The organism is Mesorhizobium sp. P160927 (assembly GCF_057766385.1).
Window position 1 is genome coordinate 849092 of record NZ_JBYMDW010000001.1, and the last position, 23351, is coordinate 872442.

Here is a 23351-nt window from a genome sequence, read left to right on the forward strand (position 1 = left end):
CGCGTTGCTCGCTGCATGCTCCGAGGCGCGCCTTGCTCCGCCCCACGGACTGATGGCCGTCTCGCCGATCTGAGCCAGATCAAGCGTCGTGTTTGTGGCGGTGCTTTCCGCGATCCTTCTCGGCGTGCGACTCTCCGGAGCGCACCGGCTTGGAGTTGTCCTTATCGCGGCGCCCTCGGTGCTGGTCGCCTATCGGAGATAGCGGCACGCCGTGGCGCGCGGTTTTCGTTTCGAGACGGGTGATGAAGATATCGAAGCGATTGGGCATCGTCCGGTCAGTGCTCCGTCGTACTGTCGGGTTTGTTGTCGGAAAGCCTGACGTCTGTCGGCAAGGCACTCGCGGCCTGCTTGGTCAGGCTGGTGTCGTTCCGGGCTGGCAGCCGCTTGTCCTGGCGTGCGGCAATCCGGTCGCGACCGGCATAGTAGGGTTCGAAAGCATCCTGTATCGTCAGGCTGTCCATCCTGTCCTCCCTTGGGAATCAGGGGCTAAATCTGCCAAAACCGGTTTCGTTCCCTACTGTGGCGAAGGAATGGCGATTGGCTTAAATCAGTGTGAGTTTTGCAAGCCGGCGCCAGCCATGCCAAATGGGTTTGGCGGGCCAAACAGGGGCTGCACGGAGACGGCATCGGTGACTGGCGAGACGGGCAAGCGAAGCTATGTGGTCGGACAGACCGAAATCGCGGCCCGTCCGCTCGATCCGGCGCTCTACCTTGTGGCGACGCCGATCGGCAACCTCGCCGATATCACGCTGCGCGCGCTGGAGACGCTGGCCTCCGCCGACATCGTCGCCTGCGAGGACACGCGCGTGTCGCGCGTGCTGCTCGACCGCTACGGCATTCGCCGCCGCACCACGGCCTATCACGAGCACAATGCCGGCGAGGCCGGGCCGAAATTGATCGCGGCGCTCGAAGCCGGCCAGAGCGTGGCGCTGATCTCGGATGCCGGGACGCCGCTGGTCTCCGATCCCGGCTACCGGCTGGTCGGCGAGGCACTCGACCACGGCCTCCGCGTCGTGCCGATCCCCGGCCCGTCGGCGCCGCTTGCCGCGCTGACGGCGTCGGGCCTGCCGTCGGACGCCTTTCTGTTCGCAGGCTTCCTGCCGGTTAAATCGGGACAACGCCTGGCCCGGCTGGAGGCGCTGAAAGCCGTGCCGGCAACGCTGATCTTCTTCGAATCGCCGCGCCGGCTGGCCGAGTCGCTCGGCGCCATGGTCGAGGCGCTCGGCGGCGAGCGCAAAGCCGCCATCGGCCGGGAATTGACCAAGACGTTCGAGGAGATGCGCACCGGCACGCTGCGGGCGCTCGCCGACCACTACGCGGCGGCCGATACCCCCAAGGGCGAGATCGTCGTCTGCGTCGGCGCCGCCGAGGCCAAGACCGACGAACCTGAAGACATCGATCGCCTGCTTTTGTCGCTCGCCGCTGAAATGCCCGCTTCCAAGGCGGCGGCGGAAGCGGCGAAAATGACCGGCGGCCAGAAACAGACGCTGTATCGGCGGCTGCTCGAGCTCAAGGACAGACCATGATCCCGAACCGAAGGTCAGCGAGTGCAAAAAGCGGAAACCGGTTTTCAGAAAAGGTCATGGTCAAGCAAAGAGAGAGAAGCGGTGGCTGAGCGCCCGAGCGCCAGCCGCCAAAAGGCCTACCGGCGCGGCCATCGCGGCGAATGGCTGGCAGCGGCCGCGCTGATGTTGAAGGGCTACCGGATTCTCGCGCGCCGCCACCGCACCCGCTTCGGCGAGATCGACCTGATCGCGCGGCGTGGCGACCTCGTGCTGTTCGTCGAGGTCAAGGCGCGCCACACGCTGATCGAGGCCATGGAGGCGATCGGCCACGAATCGGAGCGCCGCATCGAGGGTGCGGCCGATATCTGGCTGTCGCGACAGCCCGACTATGGCAGGCTGTCGATGCGCTTCGACATGGTCGCCGTGCTGCCCTGGCGCTGGCCGGTGCATGTCCCGAATGCGTTTTATGGAAGGAATTAGGCTCGTTGCCGGAGGCAATCCATTCGTCGAGGTTAGCGCTGCCCTCATCGCCCTGCTAGGCACTTCTCCCCGTATAGTGACGGGGAGAAGGAGGCTGCCGCACCCTTGGCGCCTAACCTGGAACGCGTTGGTGGTTGGCGAAACCGGCGGTGACAGCGCCCCTCTTCCCGTCACTATACGGGGAGAGGATGCCAGCAGGCAGGTGAGGGGCGGCGCTGACGTTCGGGGATAGGTGACTGCAATCGAACCGGTCGCTGCGCTCACCCCCAGATCATCAGGGCCACCAGCCCGGCGATCCCCACCACCAGGCGCCACCAGCCGAACAGCGAGTAGCCGTTGCGCGAGACGTAGTCGAGCAGGTATCGCACCACGACCAAGGCCGTGACGAACGCGGCAACGAAGCCGATGGCGATGATCGGCAAGTCGGCCGAGGTCAGCACGTTGCGGTTCTTGAACAGGTCGAAGGCAAAGGCGCCGACCATGGTCGGGATGGCGAGGAAGAAGGAAAATTCCGCCGCCGCCCGCTTGTCGACACCCAGGAGCAGCGCGCCGACGATGGTCGAACCCGAGCGCGACGTGCCGGGGATCAGCGACAGGCACTGGAACAGGCCGATCTGCAGGTAGAGTCTAGTCGGGAAGCGCTCGACGTCGCGATAGACCGGTTTGAGGTTCATGCGGTCGACGACCAGCAGCACGCCGCCGCCGATGATCAGCATGATGCAGATCAGTCGGGGTGATTCGAACAGCACCGTCTTGATGAAGTCATGCGCCAGCGCGCCGATGATCGCCGCCGGCAGGAAGGCGATAAGGATGCCGATGACGAAATGCCGCGTCAGCCGGTCATGCGGCAGGTCGAGGAGCATCTGCCACAGGCGCCGGAAATAGACGCTGAGGATCGCCAGGATGGCGCCGAGCTGGATCAGGATCTCGAAGGCTTTGCCGGTCGACTGGAACCCGAGGAAATGGCCAGCGAGCAGGATGTGGCCGGTCGAGGACACCGGGATGAATTCGGTCAACCCCTCGAGCAGGCCAAGCAGCAGGGCTTCGACGATGGTCTGGCTTTCCATTTCTACCTCGGCATTGGCGTGACGGCTAACAGAATGGCTTGCTTGTCATGGCGCCGAAGTCCCCCTATAGGTCGCAACACCCCTGACGGCCCGCTAGCCGGGCGGCCAAGACTTACCGGTGCGTCCTGCGATTCGCCAGTGTGGCAATCCGGAATTCGCCACACCTGGGACGAGCGCGATGCGCGAATTCCGGATTCTGAACCATCCCAGTGCGCTTTATCATCGCGGAACCATGCTGACGCTTTTCCACCATCCCATGTTCGCCACCTGCCGCTTCGTCCGCCTCGCCTTTGGCGAGTATGGCGAGGAGTTGGCGCTGATCGAGGAAAAGCCGTGGACGCGGCGCAAGGAGTTCCTGGCGCTGAATCCGGCCGGGACACTGCCGATCCTGCTGGCCGAAGGCGACGTGCCGATCATCGGCGCGACGGTGATTTCCGAATATCTCGACGAGACGCGGGGCGTGCTCAAGCGCGACAAGCGGCTGTTCGCCGAGGACCCGATGCAGCGCGCCGAAATCCGCCGGCTGATCGACTGGTATCTCAACAAGGCCGAAAGCGAAGTGACGCGCCATCTGGTGCGCGAACGCGTGCTGAAGCCGGTGATGCCGGAAACGGCGGGCGGCGGTTCGCCCGATTCAGGCGCCATCCGCGCCGCGCGCGCCAATATCCGCCAGCACATGAAATACACCAACTGGCTGGCCGGCACCCGTCACTGGCTGGCCGGCGGCAGGGTCACCTATGCCGATCTGGCGGCCGCCGCGACGCTGTCGGTGCTCGACTATCTCGGCGAGATCGACTGGCGCGAACACCCCGCCGCGCGCGAATGGTACACGCGGGTGAAGTCGCGGCCCTCCTTCCGGCCGCTCCTGACCGACCGCGTGCGCGGCCTGTCGCCGGTATCGCACTATGCGGATCTCGACTTCTGACGCGCCAAAACTGCGCGCGCTGATCGACGCGGAGGCGCGGCGCGCCGGCTTCGACGCGGTCGCCGTCACCGCCCCAGATGCCATCCCGCTGGCGCCGGCCCGCCTGGCCGAATTCATCGCCGACGGCTTTCACGGCTCAATGGACTGGATCGCGGAGACGATTGCGCGCCGCGCCGAGCCATCCACGCTGTGGCCCGCCGTGCGCTCGATCGTCGTGCTGGCGATGAATTACGGGCCGGGCCATGATCCGCGCGACGTGCTGGCCAAGCGCGATCGCGGCGCGATCTCGGTCTACGCGAAAAACCGCGACTATCACGAGATCATGAAGGGCCGGCTGAAGCAGATCGCCGGCAAGATCGTCGCGCGCGCCGGCGGCGACGTGAAGGTCTTCGTCGACACGGCGCCCGTGATGGAAAAGCCGCTGGCTGAAGCAGCGGGCCTGGGCTGGCAAGGCAAGCACACCAATCTGGTCAGCCGTGAGCACGGCTCCTGGCTGTTCCTCGGCACCATCTTCACCACGGCCGAACTGGAACCGGACAAGCCCGACATCGACCATTGCGGCTCCTGCCGTGCCTGCCTCGACGCCTGCCCGACCGACGCGTTCCCCGCGCCCTACAGGCTCGATGCCCGGCGCTGCATCTCCTACCTCACTATCGAGAACAAGGGGCCGATCCCGCATGAATTTCGGGAAAAGATCGGCAACCGCATCTATGGCTGCGACGACTGCCTCGCCGCTTGTCCTTGGAACAAATTCGCCCGCGCCGCGTCCGAGGCCAAGCTCGCCGCGCGCGACGATCTGCGCGAGCCGCCGCTCGCCGATCTTTTGGCCCTCGACGACGCTGGCTTCCGCGCCTTCTTCTCCGGCTCGCCGATCAAACGCATCGGCCGCGACCGTTTCGTCCGCAACGTGCTGATCGCCGCCGGAAATTCCGGCGATGGCGCACTTGCCGGCGTCGTCCGGGATCTGCTCGGCGATGCCTCGCCGCTGGTGCGGGGCGCGGCAATATGGGCGCTGGCGCGGCTGGTGCCGGAAACCGAATATGCCGAACGGGCCGCGAACGGCTTGAACAGCGAGGACGACGCGGCGGTGCGCGAGGAATGGCGCCTGGCGCGGCCAAACAGGGCACATGCATGAGCGAAAAACAGGTCTTCATTTTCGGCGCCGGTTATTCGGGCAAGGCCTTTGCCCGTGCCAATAGGGGAGCCGCCACGATCGCCGGCACGACACGCTCCGAGGAAAAATTCGAAGCGCTGCGCCAGGCCGGCATCGTCCCGCTGCTGTTCGACGGCAAGTTGACGAACGAAATCGGCGATGCGCTGGAGAAAACCACGCATCTGGTGGTTTCGGTCGGTCCGGAAGAAGCCGGCGATCCGGTGTTGAATGCCACCCGCCAGGCAATCGCAGGGATGCCGGAGCTGGAATGGATCGGCTATCTCTCGACCGTTGGCGTCTATGGCGATCATGGCGGCGCCTGGGTCGACGAGACGGCCGCCTGCCGGCCGGTGTCGAAGCGCTCGGTCACGCGGGTCGAGGCCGAGCAGGCCTGGGAGAAGCTCGGCCGGGAAATCGATTGGCCGGTGGCGATCCTGCGCCTCTCCGGCATCTACGGTCCGGGCCGCAACGCGCTGGTCAATCTGGAAAACGGTACTGCCAGGCGGCTGGTCAAGCCGGACCAGTTGTTCAATCGCATCCATTGCGACGACATATCAGGCGCGCTGTGGCATCTGATCAGCGGCAATAGAGGCGGCATTTTCAACGTCACCGACGATGAACCGGCGCCGCCGCAGGATGTCGTCGCCTACGCCGCACATCTGATGAGCGTTGAGCCGCCGCCCGAAATCCCCTTCGACACCGCCCAACTTTCGCCCATGGCGCGGTCCTTCTATGGCGAGAACAAGCGTGTCGCCAATGCGGCGATCAAGGCGGCGGGCTATCGGTTTCGCTTTCCGGACTATCGCGCCGCTTTCGACCATATGTGGGCAAGCGGCGACTGGCGTGACGGTGCGCCGCGCAGCCCGATGAGGGGCGCGGAGGGCTAGGATGATCGAAGCGTGGCGCTTGGCGTGGTATGATTCGGCGATTGCAGCCACGGGGGTGCGGTTCATGAAATCATCGATGCGGCCGCTTGGCGCCAGAAATGCGTTATTGGCGGCAGCGCTGGCTCTGGCAGGCCTCGCCGCGCAGCCGGCAGCAGCCGAGGAACGGGCGAAAGACCTGTTCGGCGCCGAGAAGCTGCCGACGGCCACCGCCCCGCAATCCTTCGGCTTCTATTCCAAGGGCTGTTTTGCCGGCGGTGTCGCCATCCCCATGGACGGCCCGACCTGGCAGGTGATGCGGCCATCGCGCAACCGCCGCTGGGGCCATCCGGCCATGATCGCCTTGATCGAAAAGTTGTCGCGCGACGCCGTCGCCGACGGTTGGCCGGGCCTGTTGATCGGCGACATCGCGCAGCCACGCGGCGGCCCGATGCTATCAGGCCATGCCTCGCACCAGATCGGGCTCGATGCCGACATCTGGCTGACGCCGATGCCCGACCGCACCATGACCAGGGCGCAGCGCGAGACCATGAGCGCCACCTTGATGGTCGACGACAAGACGCATCTGGTGAAGGACGCGCTGTGGACGGCGGCGCACACGCGGCTTTTGAAGCGCGCGGCGAGCTATCCGGAGGTCGAGCGCATCCTGGTCAATCCAGGCATCAAGAAAAAGCTCTGCGACACGGTCAAGGGCGACCGCTCCTGGCTGCGCAAGATCCGACCGTTCTGGGGCCACGACTATCATTTCCACATGCGCATAGGCTGCCAGCCGGGCTCGCCCAATTGCAAGGCGCAGGAAACGACGCCCGATGATGACGGTTGCGGCAAGCCGCTGGCCTGGTGGTTCACGGAAGAGCCGTGGCGCCCCAACAAGAACCCGGATGCGCCGAAGGCGCGCGACCTGATGACGATGGCGAACCTACCCAAGGAATGCCGCGCCGTGCTCGACGCACCCGGACCGGCCTCCGCCGAGGCGGCGACCTATCACAGTGGCGCCGTGCCGGTCGCGGTGGCAGGGCCCGAACCGGAAACGCCGTCGCAGCCTGCCACCACGGCCAGTGGCGGCGGCGATCTGCCAGGCGCGGCAAATGCTTTCGCGGCGACGCCCAGAATGGGCGCGCCCGTTCCCCGGCCACGGCCGCCGGTTCCCGGGTCACAGCCGCCGGTGAACTGACTGCCAGCAGGTCATTTCCTGCGGCCAAAGATTGCCGCAGACGAGCCGATCGCCGAAGCCGGCGTTGCCCCTCATTGTCCTGCCGGACATTTCTCCCCGTATAGTGACGGGGGAGAAAGGAGCTGATCGTACCGATGACGCCCTTCTTTTAACGTTGGCGATTGGCGAAATCATCGACGTGAGCGCCCCTCTCCCCGTCTCTATCCGGGGAGAGGATGCCGGCAGGCAGGTGAGGGGCGGCGCCTGCGCTTGAAAACCGGCACTGAAGCGGCTTTCCCTTTGTGGGGTCATGCGCTAGTCAACGACCGGGCGGTGAGAGGCTGCCGAAAAGAGGCGGACGAAGAGCATGGCAGGCGAAGACGACACCTCGTTGCGGTTTCCGATCCTGATCGGTGACATTGGCGGCACCAATGCGCGCTTTTCGATCGTGCTCGACGCCAATTCCGAGGGCGGCGAGCCGATCATCGTCCAGACCGCCAATTACAACACCATCGATGAGGCGATCCAGGCGGCGGTGCTCGACCGCTCCTCGGTCCGGCCCAATTCGGCGGTGCTGGCCGTGGCCGGCCCCGTCGACGGCGACGAGATCGAGCTCACCAACTGCCCCTGGGTCGTCAAGCCGAGGCAGATGTTCGCCAATCTGGGGCTGAGCGACATCGTCGTGCTCAACGATTTCGAGGCCCAGGCGCTGGCCGTCGTGGCGCTGGGCGAAGAGCATATGGAAAAGATTGGCGGCGGCACGCCGGAGCCCAATGCCGGCCGCGTCGTGCTGGGTCCGGGAACCGGGCTCGGCGTCGCCGGGCTGGTCCACGCGCTGCATCACTGGATCCCGGTGCCCGGCGAAGGCGGCCATATGGACATCGGGCCGCGGACGCCGCGCGATTTCAAGGTCTTCCCGCATATCGAGAAGCTCGAGGGCCGCATTTCGGGCGAACAGATCCTGTGCGGACGCGGTCTCGTCAACGTCTACCGGGCGGTGGCCAAGGCGGATGGCAAGCCGTCGCCCTTCACCACGCCGGCCGAAGTCACCGCTGCGGCGCTGGCCAAGACCGATCCGGTGGCGCAGGAAGCGCTCGAGACCTTCGTCACCTGCCTCGGCCGCACCGCCGGCGATCTGGCGCTGGTGTTCATGAGCCGGGGCGGCGTGTTCCTCACCGGCGGCATCGCGCAAAAGATCGTGCCGGCGCTGAAACATGGCAATTTCCGCGCCGCCTTCGAGGACAAGGCGCCGCACAGCGCGCTGATGCGCACCATGCCGGTCTATGTCATCACCCATCCGCTGGCCGCCCTTCTCGGCCTTGCCGCCTATGCCAGGAACCCCTCGCTGTTCGGTGTCCAGACATCGGGCCGGCGCTGGCGCGACGAAGTTAGTCACCCCAAGGCATAGGCAAGCCGGCTGCTTGGCGTTAATAGGGGGGCCGAATTGCCCGGCCACGGGACGCGGAAACCGACAAAGCCCTCTGATTTGACACTTCAAACTCCAAACAAGCTGAAAGCCAGGCCCGGCGAGGTCACAGCGGTGCTGCGCCGCATTCTCGCTGAGAACAGCCGTGACTATCGCTGGACCTATGTGATGGTCATCACCTGCTCGCTGATCGTTTCGGGCACGACCGCCTTCACGGCCTGGATCATGGCCCCGATGGTCAACCAGATCTTCTACGAACGGCGTGGCGACGCGATCGTGTGGATCTGCGCCGGCTTCATGGCGGCCTTCCTGCTGCGCGGCTTTGCCGGCTATGGCCAGGCGGTGGCGCTGGCCAAGATCGGCAACAATCTGGTGGCGCGCTACCAGAAGCGCATCTTCGATCACCTGATGAAGCTCGGCGTCGGCTTCTTCAACGACACGCGTTCGGGCCGGCTGGCGGCGCAGGTCAACGAAAACGTCGGCGGCATTCGCGACCTCCTGTCGTTGACGCTGACCTCGATCACCCGCGACGCGGTGACGCTGATCGGCCTGCTCGGCGTCATGGTCTACCAGGATCCGGTCCTGTCGCTCAGTTCGCTGCTGATCGGCCCGCCGCTAATCTGGGCCGTCGTCTACCTCACCCGTCGCGTGCGGCGCATAACCCGCGAATCCGTGCTGATCAATTCGCGCCTGATCGGCGCCGTTCAGGAGGCCACGCAAGGCATCGCCATCGTCAAGGCCTTCACCATGGAGGACGAACTGTCCGGCCGCATCGGCAAGCTCGCCAGCGACGCCGAACAGCGCTCGAACAAGATTGCCCGCGTATCCGAACGGCTGTCGCCGATTTCCGACATGCTGGCCGGCTTCGCCGTCACTTCCGTCATCGCCTATTCCGGTTACCGGGCTCTGGTTCTCGGGCAGCCGCCGGGCGCGGTCTTCTCGTTCATCACCGCGCTGATCCTGGCCTATGATCCGGCGCGCCGCCTGGCACGCATGCAGGTCGGCATGGAACGGGCGCTGGTCAATGCACGCATGATCTACGAGCTGCTCGACCTCGAGCCGAAGCAGGGTGACGCGCCTGGCGCCACCAAGGCAAACTTCACCACGGGCGAAGTGCGCTTCAACAACGTGTCCTTCCGCTATGTCGAGGAGGCGCCTGTCCTTCAGGACCTCAGCTTTGTCGCCGCGGCCGGCAAGATGACCGCCGTCATCGGCGCATCCGGTGCCGGCAAGACCACGCTGGTAGCGCTGCTGCAGCGCTTCTACGACGTCGAGAGCGGCGCGATCGAGATCGATGGCCAGGACATTTCCAAGGTCACCAAACAGTCGCTGCGCGGCTCGATAGCCTATGTTTCGCAGGCGCCCTACCTGTTCGAAGGCACCATCCGCGACAACATCCGCTATGGCCGCCCCTCGGCCACCGATGCCGAGATCGAGCAAGCCGCGCGACTGGCCGCGGCCGACGAGTTCATCCGCCAGCAGCCGCAAGGTTATGACACGCCGGTGGGCGAGAACGGCGCCACGCTTTCCGGCGGCCAGCGCCAGCGCGTGTCGATCGCCCGCGCCATCGTGCGCCAGGCACCGATCCTGCTGCTCGACGAGGCGACATCGGCGCTCGACAACGAGGCGGAAGCGCGCGTCCAGCAGGCGCTCACCAAGGTCATGGAAGGGCGCACAACCATCGTCATCGCGCACCGCCTGTCCACCGTGGTCAATGCCGACCACATCATCGTGCTGGAACAGGGCCATCTGGTCGAAGAGGGCACGCACGCCTCGCTGATGGCCGATCCGCACAGCGTCTATGCCCGTTTCCATCGGATACAGGGCGTCAAGGGCCTGGGGCTTGTCGACGACAGCGCCCCGGTCGAGACGTCGGTTCAGGAACTAGAGACCCAGAACATCGCCGGGAGCACGGCATGAGCGAGACAACATCAGGCGAGCCGGCCAGCGATATGGGCCTTGTGGTGGTCGGCGCCGCCGGCCGCATGGGCCAGACGCTGATCCGCGCCATCCACGCCATTCCGGGCGCCCGCGTCATCGGCGCGGTCGAGCGCCCGGATTCGCCTCACCTGGGCAAGGATGCAGGCGAACTCGCCGGCGTCGGCCGCATCGACGTGGCGATCGGCAGCGATCCGTTGCCGGTCTTCGCGAGGGCCGACGGCGTGCTCGATTTCACCACTCCGGCCTCGACGGTCGAGTTCGCCGGCTACGCGGCGCAGGCGCGCATCGTCCATGTCATCGGCACGACAGGCTGTTCGGCCGACGACAACGCGAAAATCGCTGCCGCGGCCCGCCACGCGACGATCGTCAAGTCGGGCAATATGAGCCTCGGCGTCAATCTGCTGGCGGTGCTGGTCGAACAGGCGGCACGCGCGCTCGATGCCGATGATTTCGACATCGAGATCCTCGAAATGCACCACAGGCACAAGGTCGACGCGCCTTCGGGCACGGCGCTATTGCTCGGCGAAGCGGCCGCCGCCGGGCGCGGCATTGCGCTGGCCGGCAATGATGTGCGTTCACGCGACGGCCATACGGGCGTGCGACAAACCGGCTCGATCGGTTTTGCCACGCTGCGCGGCGGCTCGGTGGTCGGCGACCACAGCGTGATCATGGCCGGCACCGGCGAGCGCATCACGCTGTCGCACCACGCCGAGGACCGCGCCATCTTTGCCCGCAGTGCCGTCAAGGCCGCACTTTGGGCGCATGGCCAGAAGCCGGGACTGTATTCAATGCGGGACGTGCTTGGGCTTGCCTGAAACGACCCTGAACCATCTTCGTTCTTACGCAGGACGGAAAACCGTTACACACTTTTCCTGGAATGCTCAGACCCCAGAGGAGCAAAAATGTCGAGAACCCTCGTGCTCGTGCGCCACGGCCAGAGCGAATGGAACCTGAAGAACCTGTTCACCGGCTGGCGCGACGTCGACCTGACGGAGCAGGGCCATGCCGAGGCCAAGGCCGCCGGCCAAAAACTCAAGGCGCGCGGCCTGAAGTTCGACATCGCCTTCACCTCGGCGCTGATCCGGGCGCAAAAAACCTGCCAGCACATACTCGACGCCGTCGGCCAGAGCGACTTGCGGACCATTCGCGACCAGGCGCTGAACGAGCGCGACTATGGCGACCTCTCCGGCCTCAACAAGGACGACGCGCGCCAGAAATGGGGCGAGGAGCAGGTGCATGTCTGGCGCCGCTCCTATGATGTGCCGCCGCCCGCCGGCGAAAGCCTGAAGGACACCGGCGCCCGCGTCTGGCCCTATTACCTGCACGATCTGCAACCGCATGTGCTGCGCGGCGGCACGGTGCTGGTCGCCGCGCACGGCAATTCGCTGCGCGCGCTGATCATGGCGCTGGACGGCAAGTCGGGCGAGGAGATCGTCAAGCTGGAACTCGGCACCGGCGTGCCGGTGATCTACCAGCTCAATGCCGATTCGACCGTGGCTTCGAAGGAAGTGCTGGAAGGCTAAGCCGGCAAGCGAGCAGCGGGTTTAAAAAAGCGCGTTGACAGCAATCGCTTGCCCGCTTATTGAGCCCGCACCAGCCCAGATGGCGGAATTGGTAGACGCGCACGGTTCAGGTCCGTGTTCCGCAAGGAGTGGAGGTTCGAGTCCTCTTCTGGGCACCAAATTCCAGTTTCGAACCATTCGACCGGTTCAGAAACCCTGAGAAAAAGCCCGGTTCGTCCGGGCTTTTTTCTTGCGCGATGACCTGCCCTCCTGGCCAGTCCCCGAACAAACCGCTTCAAACCGCGCGCCCCCTTCGCTACGCTCGCAACCATGTCTCAATCCAGCACCGCGATCTTCGGCGCCCGCCGCGACCAGGCCTTTCCCGTCCTCGCCGAGGCGGACATCGAGCGCATGCGCCGGTTCGGTGAGGCCAGCACCTATGCCGCCGGCGAGCACATTTTCGAGGCCGGCGATGTGTCCCCGGGGCTGATCGTCGTCCTGGCGGGCAAGCTAGATATCACCCAGGACGGCAAATTTGGCCGGCGCGAGACGATCGTCACGCATGGGCCCGGCAACTTCGCCGGCGAGCTGGCGCAGCTTTCGGCCCGTCCCTCGCTGGTCAATGCGCAGGCGGCCGAGCCGGTCGAGGCGTTCGTCATCTCGTCGCGGCGGCTGCGCGACCTGATGGTTCAGGAGGCCAATCTCGGCGAGCGCATCATGCGGGCGCTGATCCTGCGCCGCGTCGGGCTGCTCGAGAGCGGCACGATTGGTCCCATCATCGTCGGACCTGCCGATAATGGCGACGTCCTTCGCCTGCAAGGCTTTCTCGCCCGCAGCGGCCAGCCCCACCGCGTGCTCGATTCCAAAACCGATCCTTGCGCGAAAACCCTGTTCGAGCACTTCCATGTCGATCCCCACCATCTGCCGGTCGTGCTGTGCCCGAACGGCAGGCTGCTGCTCAATCCGGCGGAGAAAGACCTCGCCCGCTGCATCGGCCTGCTAAGGCCGGTCGACGCCAGCAAGGTCTATGACGTCGCTATCGTTGGCGCCGGGCCGGCCGGTCTGGCGGCGGCGGTCTACGCGGCCTCGGAAGGGCTGTCGACCATCGTGCTCGACTGCCGTGCCTTCGGCGGCCAGGCCGGCGCTTCGGCGCGCATCGAGAATTATCTCGGCTTCCCCACGGGCATTACCGGCATGGCGTTGATGGCGCGCGCCTACAACCAGGCGCAGAAATTCGGCGTCGAGATGGTCATCCCCGACGAGGTGAAGCTGCTCGGTGCCGCCACCGACGGTGCGCATTACCAGCTTGCGGTCGGCGACGGCGAGACGGTGCGCACCCGCTCGGTGGTGATTGCCAGCGGCGCGCGCTATCGCCGCCTCGATGTCGCCAATCTCGCCGAGTTCGAGGGCACCTGCGTGCATTATTGGGCCTCGCCCATCGAAGCACGGCTTTGCGGCGGCCAGGAAGTGGCGCTGGTCGGCGCCGGCAATTCGGCCGGCCAGGCGGCCGTCTATCTGGCCAGCCAGGTCAGGAAAGTGGTGCTGCTGGCCCGTGGCGGCAGCCTCGAGGCCTCGATGTCGCGTTACCTCGTCGAGCGCATCAGGGCGCAGCCGAACATCGAGGTGCTGACCGGCGCCGAAATCGAGGCGCTGGACGGCGAGGACGCCAATCTTGCCACGGTACGCTGGCGCGACCGCTCGAGCGGCGCCTCGACGACGCGGCCGATCCGCCATCTCTTCCTGTTCATCGGCGCTGACCCGAACACCGACTGGCTCGCCCAATCCGACGTGGCGCTGGATGCCAGGGGTTTCATCCGCACCGGATCGGACATAGCATCGGCGCATGGCGTGATGGAGACCAGCCGCAGCGGCGTGTTCGCCATCGGCGACGTGCGCTCCGGCTCGGTCAAACGCGTCGCGGCGGCTGTCGGCGAGGGCGCCCAGGTGGTGGCGGCGTTGCATGCATTTCTTGCGCGGGACGGCAGCCAGGCCGACGCGCCTCACGTATGATCCCGCAAAGTAGGAACCGGTTTTCGGAAAAGATCATGCTTCAAATGAGAGATAGGTCGGGAGAGTGTGATGGCGGATGAATGCAAACACGCCGCTGGGATCAAGGACGTGACGCCGAGCGCGCTCGGCTGCGAGGAGTGCCTGAAGAGCGGTTCGTGGTGGGTGCATCTGCGGCTCTGCCGCACCTGCGGTCACGTCGGCTGCTGCGACGACTCCCCAAACCGCCACGCCACCAAGCATTTTCATGCCACCAGCCATCCCGTCATAGAGGGCTACGACCCGCCGGAAGGCTGGGGCTGGTGCTATGTCGACGAGGTCTTTCTCGACCTCGGCGACCGCACGACCCCGCAGAACGGCCCGATCCCGCGCTTCTATTGACTGTTTCCCAGAGCCGGGGAAAAGCCGGTTCGGCCTGCTTTATCGCACCGAGCCCGTGACGGTCCGGTCGACATCCGGAACGGATTTGCGATCGTTGCCGGCAAGGGCTGCAATAAGCAGCAGGCTGGCCACGACCGGAACGAACAGCACGGCGATGCGGGCCTGTACATGAAGGATGGCGCGCCATTCGCTGCGCTTGTCGGGGCTGTCGCTCATCATACTCACTTTGCCATGGATCCCCCCGCGAGGTCACATAGGCCCGAACGGTTAAGCAAGTCCTTCCGACTTCGTTAACGCAGCTATTCAAGGACGGGTTCAGCCGAGCCCGATCCGCCTGGCGCCTTGCCGAAACAACGCCTCGGCATCCGGCTCGAAGCGGAACGTGGCGATGAAATCGTCGGCGCGGTAGTCCGGCAACGTCTTGCGAATGCCGGCGGCAAAGGCGCGCGCCTCGTCGAGGCGCCCCGCCAGCGCCAGGCAATGTGCCGCGATCGCCAGGATGATGGCGTGCGCGTTGGGCCGGGCCGCTGCCTTCAGCGCCCATCCAGCCGCCTCCTCGAACTGGCCAAGCCGGACATGCGCCATGGCCCGCGCCCCCAGCATGCCGAACAGCAGCGGATCGAAAGGGCTGAGATGGCGCGAATGATCGGAAGAGCCGATCGCCGCCTGCGGGTCGCCCGACTGCGAATGGACGAAGGACAGCGCGTAATGGCCGAGCGCGAAATTGGGGCTGAGTTTGACCGCCTGTTCCAGTTCGCTGAGTGAGCCGTCCTGTTCGCCGCGCAGCCACAGCGCGCGGCCCATGGCCCAGTGCGCGGCCGGATTGTGATCATCGACCAGCAGGCTCTGGCCGGCGCTCTCGAAGGCGAGCGCGCTTTCCCGGTCGCGGTCGCCCCAGCGCTGGAAGGCGTTCTGCCAATGAGTAAAGGACAGGCCGGCATAGGCGCGGGCAAAGGTCGGATCGAGTTGCAGAGCCCTGGCGAAGAAGTGCCGCGCCGTTTCGTTCTCGGCCTGTGTGAAACGGTACATGTGCCAGAGGCCGCGATGATAGGCCTCCCAGGCGTTGAGCGAGTTGGGCGCCTTGAGCAGGGCGCGGTTGCGCTCGACGGTTTCGATCTCGGCCGAGATCGACGACACGATGCTGTCCCCAATGTCGTCGAGCACGGCGAAGATGTCGTCCGGACGGCGCTCGAAAGTCTCGGCCCAGACGATCCTGGCAGTACGCACCTCGACCAGTTCGACGCTGACGATCAGGCGGCCGGTCGGGTTGCGCACCGCGCCGGTGGCCACATAGTCGACATTCAGCCGGCGGCCCGCCTCCTCGGGCGCGATGGCTTCCTCGGCCAGCGCAAACACCGATCCGCGCGCGATGACGAAGAAATCCCGCAGCTTGGCGAGACGGGTGATGATATCGTGCGTGAAACCGTCGGCCGGTCCGCCGCGCGTCTCTCCGGCAAACGGCATCACCGCCAGCGAAGCGTGGCTCGGCTTGGTGGTCTCGGCGACGGTCGGCCCGGCCACCGGCTGCGATACCATGGACAAGGCGGCCGGCCGCCGCTCGCGGATCGCATGCCAGGCCGCGCGCAGAGGCGCGAAATCCAGGTCTTCCGACCCGAACAGCTGCTCGGCCGCCGCCAGATGTTGCTCGGCCGCGCCGACGGCGCCACGCCGCGCCAGACTGGCCAGCAGCGCCCGGTGCGCGCGCTCCTCGAACGGCGACAGTTCCAGCCATCTGTCGAGATGAGCGACGGCTTCGTCGCAATCCGCCGGCAAGGTTTCGACGAGCCTTTCCAGCACGGCCACGTGCCAGGCACCGAAGCGACGGCGTTGTGCCGTCAGCCAGCTGTTGAAAAGCGGGCTTCGCGATAGCTCCAGGCCGTCAAGGAACTCGCCGGCGAACAATTTCGCCAGCGCCTGCAGGCGCTCGACACCAAGCGTTGCGATGCCTTCGAAGCCGGCGCGGCTGACCTCCAACGCATCGACAAGGCAGGCGCCGAGATCGAGCGCGACCGTATCGTCCTGCGTGCGGACACGGCGCCGGTCCGGCGTGTCGAGAGCGCGGCGCAACTTGCTCAGGCACCAGCGCAGTTCGCCTCGCGGATCGTTGGGCACGTCCCACAGAAGTTCGCACAGGCGGCTGCGCCCCACCGGATGTGGCGCCAGCACGAGGTAGGCAAGCAGCGCTCGCAGCTTGCGCGAGGCCGGCAACGCCGTTGGCACGCCGTTACGGGTGATCGCCAGCGGCCCGAGCAGCCGCACCGACAGGCACGGCATGCCGCTGTCCTGCCTCGACGCTGCGGATTCCACGTCCGTTTCCACGCCTGCTCCCACGCTGGCCTGCCGGCCCTTGCTCTAGCACCAAACATGACACGGCGCATCCGGCGGCGAATCTCGTGCCGGCAGCGGTCCTTGCCGCATCGCTGGAACGTCAGTGTTAGCGCGGCAAGGTCTCGAAACCTCGCCGCCTAGGCCGCCGGTTTGTAACCGGCCCGTGAAGATCAACACGATCGAGGAGATCAACGATGTTGAACACACAAAGCATCAGGAGCACCGCAGGGCGCGGCCGCCTGTTCGATAGCATTCTGGACACCGTCGGCGACACGCCGGTGGTGCGCATCAACAATCTCGCGCCGGCGCATGCGACCATCTTCGTCAAGGCCGAGTTCTTCAACCCTGGCGCCTCGGTGAAGGATCGGCTGGCGCTCAACATCATCGAAGAGGGCGAGCGCAGCGGCGCGCTGAAGCCGGGCCAGACCGTGGTCGAGGCAACCAGCGGCAACACCGGCATTGGCCTCGCCATGGTCTGTGCGCAGAAAGGCTATCCGCTCGTCGTCACCATGGCCGACAGCTTTTCGGTCGAGCGCCGCAAACTCATGCGCATGCTGGGCGCCAAGGTGGTGCTGACGCCACGCGCCGAAAAAGGTTTTGGCATGTACAAGAAAGCGATCGAACTGGCCGAGGCCAATGGCTGGTTCCTTGCCCGCCAGTTCGAGACCGCCGCCAATGCCGCCATCCATGAAGCAACGACCGCGCGCGAAATCCTAAACGATTTCGCAAGCTCCCGGCTCGACTGCTTCGTCACCGGCTATGGCACTGGCGGCACCGTCGTCGGCGTGGCGCGCGTCTTGCGCCGGGAACGGCCCGATGTCCGCATCGTGCTCTCCGAGCCGGCCAATGCGCAACTGATCGGCAGCGGCAAGGCGCAGGAGCGCGGGGCCGGCGGCGCCCCCGCCGCCAGCCATCCGGCCTTCGAGCCGCATCCGATCCAGGGCTGGACGCCGGACTTCGTCCCCAACGTGCTGCAGGAGGCGATCGACGCCAGCCTCTATGACGAGGTGATGCCGATCGCCGGGCCAGAAGGCATCAAATGGGCTCGGGCGCTGGCCCAGAAGGAAGGAATCTTCACCGGCATTTCCGGCGGCGCCACCTTCGCCGTGGCGCGTCAGGTCGCGGAGAAGGCGCCACCCGGATCGGTGATCCTATGCATGCTGCCTGACACAGGCGAGCGCTACATGTCGACACCGCTGTTTGACGGCATCGAGGCCGAGATGGACGCCGACGAAATGGCCCTGTCGCGCTCGACGCCCGGCTGCCAGTTTCCGGCGGCTTGACGGGAGGCTGTCATGGACATCGCGCAGGAAAGCCTTGGCGTGTCGGCCGAGGAAACGCTTGACCCCGCCGACTGGGCCGGTTTGCAGGCCTTCTCGCATCAAATCATCGACGATGCGGTGGACTACCTGCGTGAGGTGCGCGAGCGCCCGGTTTGGCGGGAAATGCCCGGCGAGGTGCGGGATCTTTTCACCGCACCCCTGCCGCGCTCGCCGGCACCGCTTGCCGTCGTGTACGGAGAGGTCTCCCGCACCGTTATGTCCTATCCCATGGGCAACATCCATCCGCGCTTCTGGTCGTGGTACATGGGGTCCAGCAACTTCACCGGCGCGCTCGGCGATTTCCTCGCGGCGATCCAGGGCTCCAACCTGGGCGGCGGCAACCATGCCGCCGGGCTGATGGACGGCCAGGTGGTGAACTGGTGCAAGCAGATGCTGGGCTTTCCGGCCTCGGCCTCCGGCACGCTGGTCAGCGGCGGCTCGATGGCCAACATCATCGGGCTGACGGTGGCGCGCAACGTCAAGGCCGGCATCGACGTGCGCGAGCACGGCGTCGCCGCGATCGAGAAGCCGCTGCGCTTTTATGGCTCGGACCAGATCCATTCCTGCCACCGCAAGGCGATGGAAGCGCTGGGCCTCGGCAATCGGGCGCTGCGCCGCATCCCGACGGATGCCGGACTACGGATCGACATATCGGCCTTGCGCACGGCGATCGTCGAGGACCGGGCAGCCGGGTTCAAGCCGGCCTGCGTCATCGGCAATGCCGGCACGGTCAACACTGGGGCGATCGACGACCTGCGGGCGCTTGCCAAACTCGCTCACGAGGAAGGCCTTTGGTTCCATGTCGATGGCTGCATCGGCGCGCTGATCGCCATCGCCCCGCAAAATGCCCACCGCGTCACCGGCATCGAATGGGCCAATTCGGTCGCGCTCGATCCCCACAAATGGCTGCATTCGCCCTTCGAGGTGGGCTGTGCCCTGGTCAGGGACGCCGCCGCGCACCGCCGGACATTCGCGGTGACGTCGGAATATCTGGAATCGACGCCGCGCGGCCTCGCTTCCGGCGAATGGCTACACGATTATGGTCTGCAGACGTCGCGCGGCTTTCGCGCCTTGAAAGTGTGGATGGCGCTGAAGGAACATGGTGTCGAAAAGTTCGGCCGCCTGATCGACCAGAACATCGCGCAGGTCTCCTATCTGGCCGGGCTGATCGAGGCCGAGCCTTCGCTGGAACTGGCGGCAGCTCCGACCATCAACATCGTGTGCTTCCGCTACCAGCCCGGTTTGGCGGGCGAAGCGCTGAAGGCGCTCAACACCGAGATCATGCTGCGGTTGCAGGAGCAAGGCATCGCGGCGCTCTCCGACACCACCGTGCATGGCGGGCATTGGCTGCGTGTGGCGATCACCAACCATCGCACCCGACGCGACGATCTCGATCTGCTGGTGCGTGAACTGGTGAGGCTCGGGCATGAGATCACGGCACAGGGCCACGTGTCTTCCTAGTTCCCGGCCGCCGTGCGAACCTGCCCGCGATGATTCGAGGGAGGTCGGCGGTGACGCTGTTTCGCATGCTTGCGCTGGCGGCACTGGTCCTGGCCAACTCGGCCGAGGCCGCCGACATGGCCTTTTTCGTCAAGAACCTGCGCAAGGAGGGGGTCGCGGTCGAGCTGTTCAGCCGCGATCGCGAAACCGTCTGGCCGGGCAACGACAAGGTGTTCCTCGTCGATCCCGGCTCGCGGAAATCAGTGCCGATCTCCTGCAACCAGGGCGAACGCATCTGCTATGGCGCCTGGGTCGATGGCAATGACAAGATTTCCGCCGGCGTCGGGCCAGACAACGACCAGCCTTGCGATACCTGCTGCTTCATCTGCGTGGAGCACACGACCGAAACCATCGACCTTGTGCCGTAGCGGCGCTTCGGTGCAGGAGCCAACCCGGTGCGTCAGTCCGGAAGGCCGGCCTTGCGAAAGCCATCGACGAAGTGCTCGCGCGTCGCGTCGTCGCGGAAGGGCTCCGTCCAGACCCAATGCCGGGTCGTGAAATGCGGGTTGCCGACGAGGAACAGTTCTACCTCCGTGCGCGCCTCCTCGAGCCGACCAAGTTGCGCAAGGCTTGCCGCAAGGAAGCGGCGTGAGCTCGTGCGGTAAGTCTCGTCCCGGCGCAGCGTCTCGACGGCGGCTGCGTAGTCGCGCGCCGCGTATTGCGCCTGGCCGAGCGTCAGATAGTACCAGCTCGGTGGAAACGGGTTCAGCCGGAACGCCTTGCGGATTTGCTCCAGGGCCTCCTCGACCCGCCCGGCCAGGGTCGTTATATCGGACAATGTCGCCCAGGCATCGGCCTCGTTCGGGTCGAGTTCGAACGCCCTGGCGAATTCGGCATCCGACTCCGCGAACTTATGCTCATAGGCAAGCAAATTGCCGAGCACCCAGTGGCATCCTGCATCGTTGGGATCGATCGCGACCGCCTTGCGCGCCAGCTCCAGGGCAATGCGGCGGTTAGGGTCAATCGGCTCGCCCCAATGCACCCATCCCATCCAGTGGTTCATGGCAAGCCAGCGATAGGCCTCGGCGTAGTGGGGATCGAGCGCAACCGCGCGCGTCAACATCAGATGCGCTTCCCGTGCGGTCTGCGGCGAATCATCGATCAGCTTGCGCGCCCGCACGCACAAGTCGTAGGCGTCGAGATTGGTGGGCCGGTTGCGTGGCGGCGGCGCGCGCAGCCGGCCAAGCAATGCCTCCACGATCTTGGCGGTCACCTCGTCCTGGACGGCAAAGATATCGTCCAGGCCGCGGTCGAAACGTTCCGCCCATAGATGGTCGCCGCTCGCCGCGTCGACCAGCTGCGCGTTGATGCGTACCCGCCCCGCAGCGCGCCGCGCGCTGCCCTCCAGCAGATAACGAACGCCGAGTTCCCTGGCGATCTCGCGCACGTCCATTGCCTTTCCCTTGTAGGCGAAAGTCGAATTGCGCGCGATGACAAACAGGCCGGAGATCCTCGACAGGTCGGTGATCAGGTCTTCGGTCAAGCCGTCGCAGAAAGAGTCCTGCCCGGCATCGTTGCTAAAATTGACGAAGGGCAGCACCGCTATGGAAGGCTTGTCCGGCAGCGGCAAGGGTTTTGGCTTGGCGCCGGCGAGCTGTTCGACGGCCCCCGTGAAGCGATAGCCGACGCGCGGAACGGTCGTGATCCATTCCCCGCCTCCTTCACCCACAATGCCTGGCGGGCCGAGCAGCTTGCGCAACTGCGCGATCTGGACGGTGAGGTTGCCTTCCTCGACGGCCGTGCCGGGCCACGCCGCGTCCATCAGTTCGGCTTTTCCCAGGATTTCGCCGGGTTTTGCGACGAGCGCCGCAAGCAACTTCAGCCCCCGATAGCCGACGGCCACGGGATCGTCGTTCCTAAGCAGCGTTCCCGCGCCCGGATCAAGCACGAACGGACCAAAGGCGAAGCGCTCTCCCTGCATGGGCGCATCTATAGAGCAATTCCGGGAAAAGTGCGAAGCGGTTTTGCCGGGAAACGCGTGGCTAGCTCTCCCCGAGAGTGGCGTCAAAACAAAGAGTTATCGCAAGTTTGGAACTTTTGAGAACTATTTGGGAGGGCTTAATTACGGCGCCGCTCATATCCTGCAGAATTCAATCTCTTTCCGGGTGAGGTCCACGGTTCCCGACGGTGTCGGACCCCCAAACCCAATGGAGGTTGCCCCAATGGAGGTTGCCATGAACAGTACAATCACATCGATCCAGCATCGGGCAGTGCGGCCGGGTGTGCCCGTCCAACGATCGTCGCATCCGCGCTCCCTGCGAAGCATGGTGGCAAGCTGGCGCGAGCGGACACGCTTTCGCTGGGACCTCAAGCGACTATCGGAGGTCAGCCCGCATCTGATCGATGACATCGGCATGACGACACGACAGGTCGAAGCAGAGATCGCCAAACTGCCATTCTGGCAGCGCTAAGGCGAAAATGCCGCGACGATTTGGAGGGGATTGCCGAGCATCGTGCCTTTAGCATCCGCCCGCGTCATGTCATGATCCTGCATCGGCCGTGGGGGCCGATTCTACATCGGGGGTTTCCATGTCCTTCACATCCGCGCGCCGGCTCGCCGCCGCGTTTTCGCTTGCCGTCCTGTTTGTACCAGCCGCCCATGCCGGCGACGTCACCTTCGCTGTCAAGAACAGCCATCCCAACGCGATGCGCCTCGAACTCTATAGCCAGGACCGCGACTATGTCTGGCCGGGCGATGGCAAGGATTTCTATCTCGACGACGGCGAGACCAAGTCGTTGCCGATATCCTGCAACGAAGGCGAATCGATCTGCTACGGGGCCTGGGTCGATGGCGATGAGGGTACCTATTGGGGCGTCGGTCCCGGCAACAAGGAAAAATGCGAGGATTGCTGCTACACCTGCAGCGGCGGCGAGACCGAGGAGATCGATCTGGTCCCCTGACCGGTTTGCCAGCTTGACGGTTTTCCTGTTCGAGCCATAGCTTGGCCATGCATGCCGCCCAAAACCGGTTCGCGGCTTTGGCGCAACGACATGCATGGAAACAAGACCATACCAAGGGCACGCCGCGCCTGTGCATTCAGACGCGGCGTACTCCAGGCAACAGGAGCATCGCGATGGCCGGCACGGTCGAGGGTGAAAAAATCGACGTCGGGTTTTCCGGCAAGCGCTGCATCCACTCGCGCAATTGCGTGCTCGGCGACCCGCATGTCTTTGTGCCCAATGCGCCGGGCCAATGGATCCATCCCGATGCGGCCAGCGTCGAGAAGATCGTCGCGCTGGCCGAGAACTGCCCCTCGGGCGCCATCACCTATGCGCGCAAGGATGGCGGCCCGCGGGAAAAGCCGCCCGTGGTCAACACCGTGCGGCTGCGCGAAAACGGCCCGCTGGCGGTGCATGCCGAGATCGTGCTTGGTGCCGAGACGTTTTTCCGCGCCACGCTTTGCCGCTGCGGCGCCTCGCAGAACAAGCCGTTCTGCGACAACAGCCATATCAAGGCGGGCTTTGCCGCCACCGGAGAACCGGCGCTGAAGGACACGCCGGCGCTGGAGGTCCGCGACGGCCCGCTGCGGGCGACGCCGACCACGAACGGCCCGCTCAAGCTCGAAGGCAATGTCGAGATCGTTACCGGCACCGGCCACACGGTCGACCGCACCACGAAGGTCTTCCTGTGCCGCTGCGGCCACTCGGCCAACAAGCCGTTCTGCGACGGCAGCCATAAGAAGGTTGGGTTCGTGGGATAGGTGGGTAGCCAATCTCCCTCTCGGGGGGAGATGTCCCGCGGGACAGAGGGGGCGCCTCTTGCCAACCTTTCAATAT

Annotated in this window: 24 protein-coding genes and 1 tRNA gene; 19 read left to right on the forward strand and 6 right to left on the reverse strand. The window is 65.5% G+C overall.

Features of this window, described 5'->3' with window-relative positions:
* Window positions 1–79: 79 nt before the first annotated feature.
* Both AC3CB8_RS04355 and AC3CB8_RS04360 read right to left on the reverse strand, forming a co-directional pair.
* Window positions 80–268: a hypothetical protein gene (locus AC3CB8_RS04355; protein WP_023781985.1), complete on the reverse strand. Its 189-nt coding sequence runs from the start codon at window positions 266–268 to the stop codon at window positions 80–82.
* A gap of 7 nt (window positions 269–275) precedes the next feature.
* Window positions 276–461: a hypothetical protein gene (locus AC3CB8_RS04360; protein ID WP_023772030.1), complete on the reverse strand. Its 186-nt coding sequence runs from the start codon at window positions 459–461 to the stop codon at window positions 276–278.
* 168 nt (window positions 462–629) lie between these two features.
* Here AC3CB8_RS04360 and rsmI point away from each other — a divergent pair, with 168 nt between their 5' ends.
* Both rsmI and AC3CB8_RS04370 read left to right on the forward strand, forming a co-directional pair.
* Window positions 630–1526 carry a 16S rRNA (cytidine(1402)-2'-O)-methyltransferase gene (gene rsmI, locus AC3CB8_RS04365; RefSeq protein WP_023772031.1) on the forward strand — a complete coding sequence of 299 codons (897 nt, stop codon included), beginning with the start codon at window positions 630–632 and terminating at the stop codon, window positions 1524–1526.
* An 81-nt stretch (window positions 1527–1607) separates the two neighbouring features.
* A complete protein-coding gene (locus tag AC3CB8_RS04370; RefSeq protein ID WP_352594847.1) occupies window positions 1608–1985 on the forward strand; it encodes a YraN family protein in 378 nt (125 codons plus the stop codon).
* A 260-nt stretch (window positions 1986–2245) separates the two neighbouring features.
* Here AC3CB8_RS04370 and AC3CB8_RS04375 read toward each other — a convergent pair whose 3' ends face one another.
* On the reverse strand, window positions 2246–3052 hold the full coding sequence (locus AC3CB8_RS04375) for an undecaprenyl-diphosphate phosphatase (protein WP_352563407.1): 807 nt from the start codon (window positions 3050–3052) through the stop codon (window positions 2246–2248).
* Between the two features lie 232 nt (window positions 3053–3284).
* Here AC3CB8_RS04375 and AC3CB8_RS04380 point away from each other — a divergent pair, with 232 nt between their 5' ends.
* The 11 genes from AC3CB8_RS04380 to AC3CB8_RS04430 all read left to right on the forward strand — a co-directional run bounded on the left by AC3CB8_RS04380 (window position 3285) and on the right by AC3CB8_RS04430 (window position 14424).
* Window positions 3285–3977 (forward strand): glutathione S-transferase family protein, encoded by a 693-nt coding sequence (locus tag AC3CB8_RS04380; RefSeq protein WP_015314714.1) that lies wholly within the window; start codon window positions 3285–3287, stop codon window positions 3975–3977.
* Window positions 3958–5112, forward strand: coding sequence for a tRNA epoxyqueuosine(34) reductase QueG (queG, locus tag AC3CB8_RS04385; protein ID WP_352563406.1), 1155 nt, complete (start codon window positions 3958–3960; stop codon window positions 5110–5112). The genes AC3CB8_RS04380 and queG overlap by 20 nt, the downstream gene beginning before the upstream one ends.
* Window positions 5109–6017, forward strand: coding sequence for an SDR family oxidoreductase (locus AC3CB8_RS04390; RefSeq protein WP_352563405.1), 909 nt, complete (start codon window positions 5109–5111; stop codon window positions 6015–6017). The genes queG and AC3CB8_RS04390 overlap by 4 nt, the downstream gene beginning before the upstream one ends.
* Before the next feature lie 64 nt (window positions 6018–6081).
* Window positions 6082–7188, forward strand: a complete 1107-nt coding sequence (mepA, locus tag AC3CB8_RS04395) for a penicillin-insensitive murein endopeptidase (RefSeq protein ID WP_352563403.1) — start codon at window positions 6082–6084, stop codon at window positions 7186–7188.
* A 346-nt stretch (window positions 7189–7534) separates the two neighbouring features.
* A complete protein-coding gene (locus AC3CB8_RS04400) occupies window positions 7535–8575 on the forward strand; it encodes a glucokinase (protein WP_352563402.1) in 1041 nt (346 codons plus the stop codon).
* Window positions 8576–8653: 78 nt separating this feature from the next.
* The gene (locus AC3CB8_RS04405; RefSeq protein ID WP_023781978.1) at window positions 8654–10513 is read left to right on the forward strand and encodes an ABC transporter ATP-binding protein; all 1860 of its coding nucleotides are present in this window, start codon (window positions 8654–8656) and stop codon (window positions 10511–10513) included.
* Complete coding sequence (dapB, locus tag AC3CB8_RS04410) at window positions 10510–11349, forward strand: 4-hydroxy-tetrahydrodipicolinate reductase (protein ID WP_352563401.1); 840 nt, start codon at window positions 10510–10512, stop codon at window positions 11347–11349. Before AC3CB8_RS04405 ends, dapB begins: the two co-directional genes overlap by 4 nt.
* Window positions 11350–11436: 87 nt before the next feature.
* A complete protein-coding gene (locus AC3CB8_RS04415; RefSeq protein WP_023772042.1) occupies window positions 11437–12057 on the forward strand; it encodes a 2,3-bisphosphoglycerate-dependent phosphoglycerate mutase in 621 nt (206 codons plus the stop codon).
* 73 nt (window positions 12058–12130) lie between these two features.
* Window positions 12131–12215, forward strand: a tRNA-Leu gene (locus AC3CB8_RS04420).
* Between the two features lie 151 nt (window positions 12216–12366).
* Entirely contained in the window at window positions 12367–14046 is a 1680-nt protein-coding gene (locus AC3CB8_RS04425; protein WP_352594849.1) for an FAD-dependent oxidoreductase, read from the forward strand.
* A gap of 69 nt (window positions 14047–14115) precedes the next feature.
* Window positions 14116–14424, forward strand: a complete 309-nt coding sequence (locus tag AC3CB8_RS04430) for a UBP-type zinc finger domain-containing protein (protein ID WP_015314705.1) — start codon at window positions 14116–14118, stop codon at window positions 14422–14424.
* A gap of 39 nt (window positions 14425–14463) precedes the next feature.
* Here the strand turns inward: AC3CB8_RS04430 and AC3CB8_RS04435 are convergent, their stop codons facing one another.
* Both AC3CB8_RS04435 and AC3CB8_RS04440 read right to left on the reverse strand, forming a co-directional pair.
* On the reverse strand, window positions 14464–14643 hold the full coding sequence (locus AC3CB8_RS04435; RefSeq protein WP_032922059.1) for a hypothetical protein: 180 nt from the start codon (window positions 14641–14643) through the stop codon (window positions 14464–14466).
* Between the two features lie 96 nt (window positions 14644–14739).
* The gene (locus tag AC3CB8_RS04440; RefSeq protein WP_352563491.1) at window positions 14740–16698 is read right to left on the reverse strand and encodes a BTAD domain-containing putative transcriptional regulator; all 1959 of its coding nucleotides are present in this window, start codon (window positions 16696–16698) and stop codon (window positions 14740–14742) included.
* 248 nt (window positions 16699–16946) lie between these two features.
* Between AC3CB8_RS04440 and cysK the strand changes: the two genes are divergently transcribed.
* From cysK to AC3CB8_RS04455, 3 genes are read left to right on the forward strand one after another with little or no spacing between them, the layout of a single operon-like run.
* Complete coding sequence (cysK, locus tag AC3CB8_RS04445) at window positions 16947–18035, forward strand: cysteine synthase A (RefSeq protein WP_352563399.1); 1089 nt, start codon at window positions 16947–16949, stop codon at window positions 18033–18035.
* A 12-nt stretch (window positions 18036–18047) separates the two neighbouring features.
* Window positions 18048–19535, forward strand: a complete 1488-nt coding sequence (locus tag AC3CB8_RS04450; protein ID WP_488377265.1) for a pyridoxal phosphate-dependent decarboxylase family protein — start codon at window positions 18048–18050, stop codon at window positions 19533–19535.
* A 50-nt stretch (window positions 19536–19585) separates the two neighbouring features.
* Window positions 19586–19942 (forward strand): hypothetical protein, encoded by a 357-nt coding sequence (locus AC3CB8_RS04455; protein WP_023772047.1) that lies wholly within the window; start codon window positions 19586–19588, stop codon window positions 19940–19942.
* Between the two features lie 32 nt (window positions 19943–19974).
* Here AC3CB8_RS04455 and AC3CB8_RS04460 read toward each other — a convergent pair whose 3' ends face one another.
* Entirely contained in the window at window positions 19975–21495 is a 1521-nt protein-coding gene (locus tag AC3CB8_RS04460) for a winged helix-turn-helix domain-containing tetratricopeptide repeat protein (protein ID WP_352594852.1), read from the reverse strand.
* A gap of 253 nt (window positions 21496–21748) precedes the next feature.
* Between AC3CB8_RS04460 and AC3CB8_RS04465 the strand changes: the two genes are divergently transcribed.
* The 3 genes from AC3CB8_RS04465 to AC3CB8_RS04475 all read left to right on the forward strand — a co-directional run bounded on the left by AC3CB8_RS04465 (window position 21749) and on the right by AC3CB8_RS04475 (window position 23275).
* Window positions 21749–21985 (forward strand): hypothetical protein, encoded by a 237-nt coding sequence (locus AC3CB8_RS04465; RefSeq protein ID WP_023772049.1) that lies wholly within the window; start codon window positions 21749–21751, stop codon window positions 21983–21985.
* Window positions 21986–22103: 118 nt separating this feature from the next.
* On the forward strand, window positions 22104–22475 hold the full coding sequence (locus tag AC3CB8_RS04470; protein ID WP_023772050.1) for a hypothetical protein: 372 nt from the start codon (window positions 22104–22106) through the stop codon (window positions 22473–22475).
* A gap of 173 nt (window positions 22476–22648) precedes the next feature.
* Window positions 22649–23275 carry a CDGSH iron-sulfur domain-containing protein gene (locus AC3CB8_RS04475; protein ID WP_352546331.1) on the forward strand — a complete coding sequence of 209 codons (627 nt, stop codon included), beginning with the start codon at window positions 22649–22651 and terminating at the stop codon, window positions 23273–23275.
* Window positions 23276–23351: the final 76 nt, after the last annotated feature.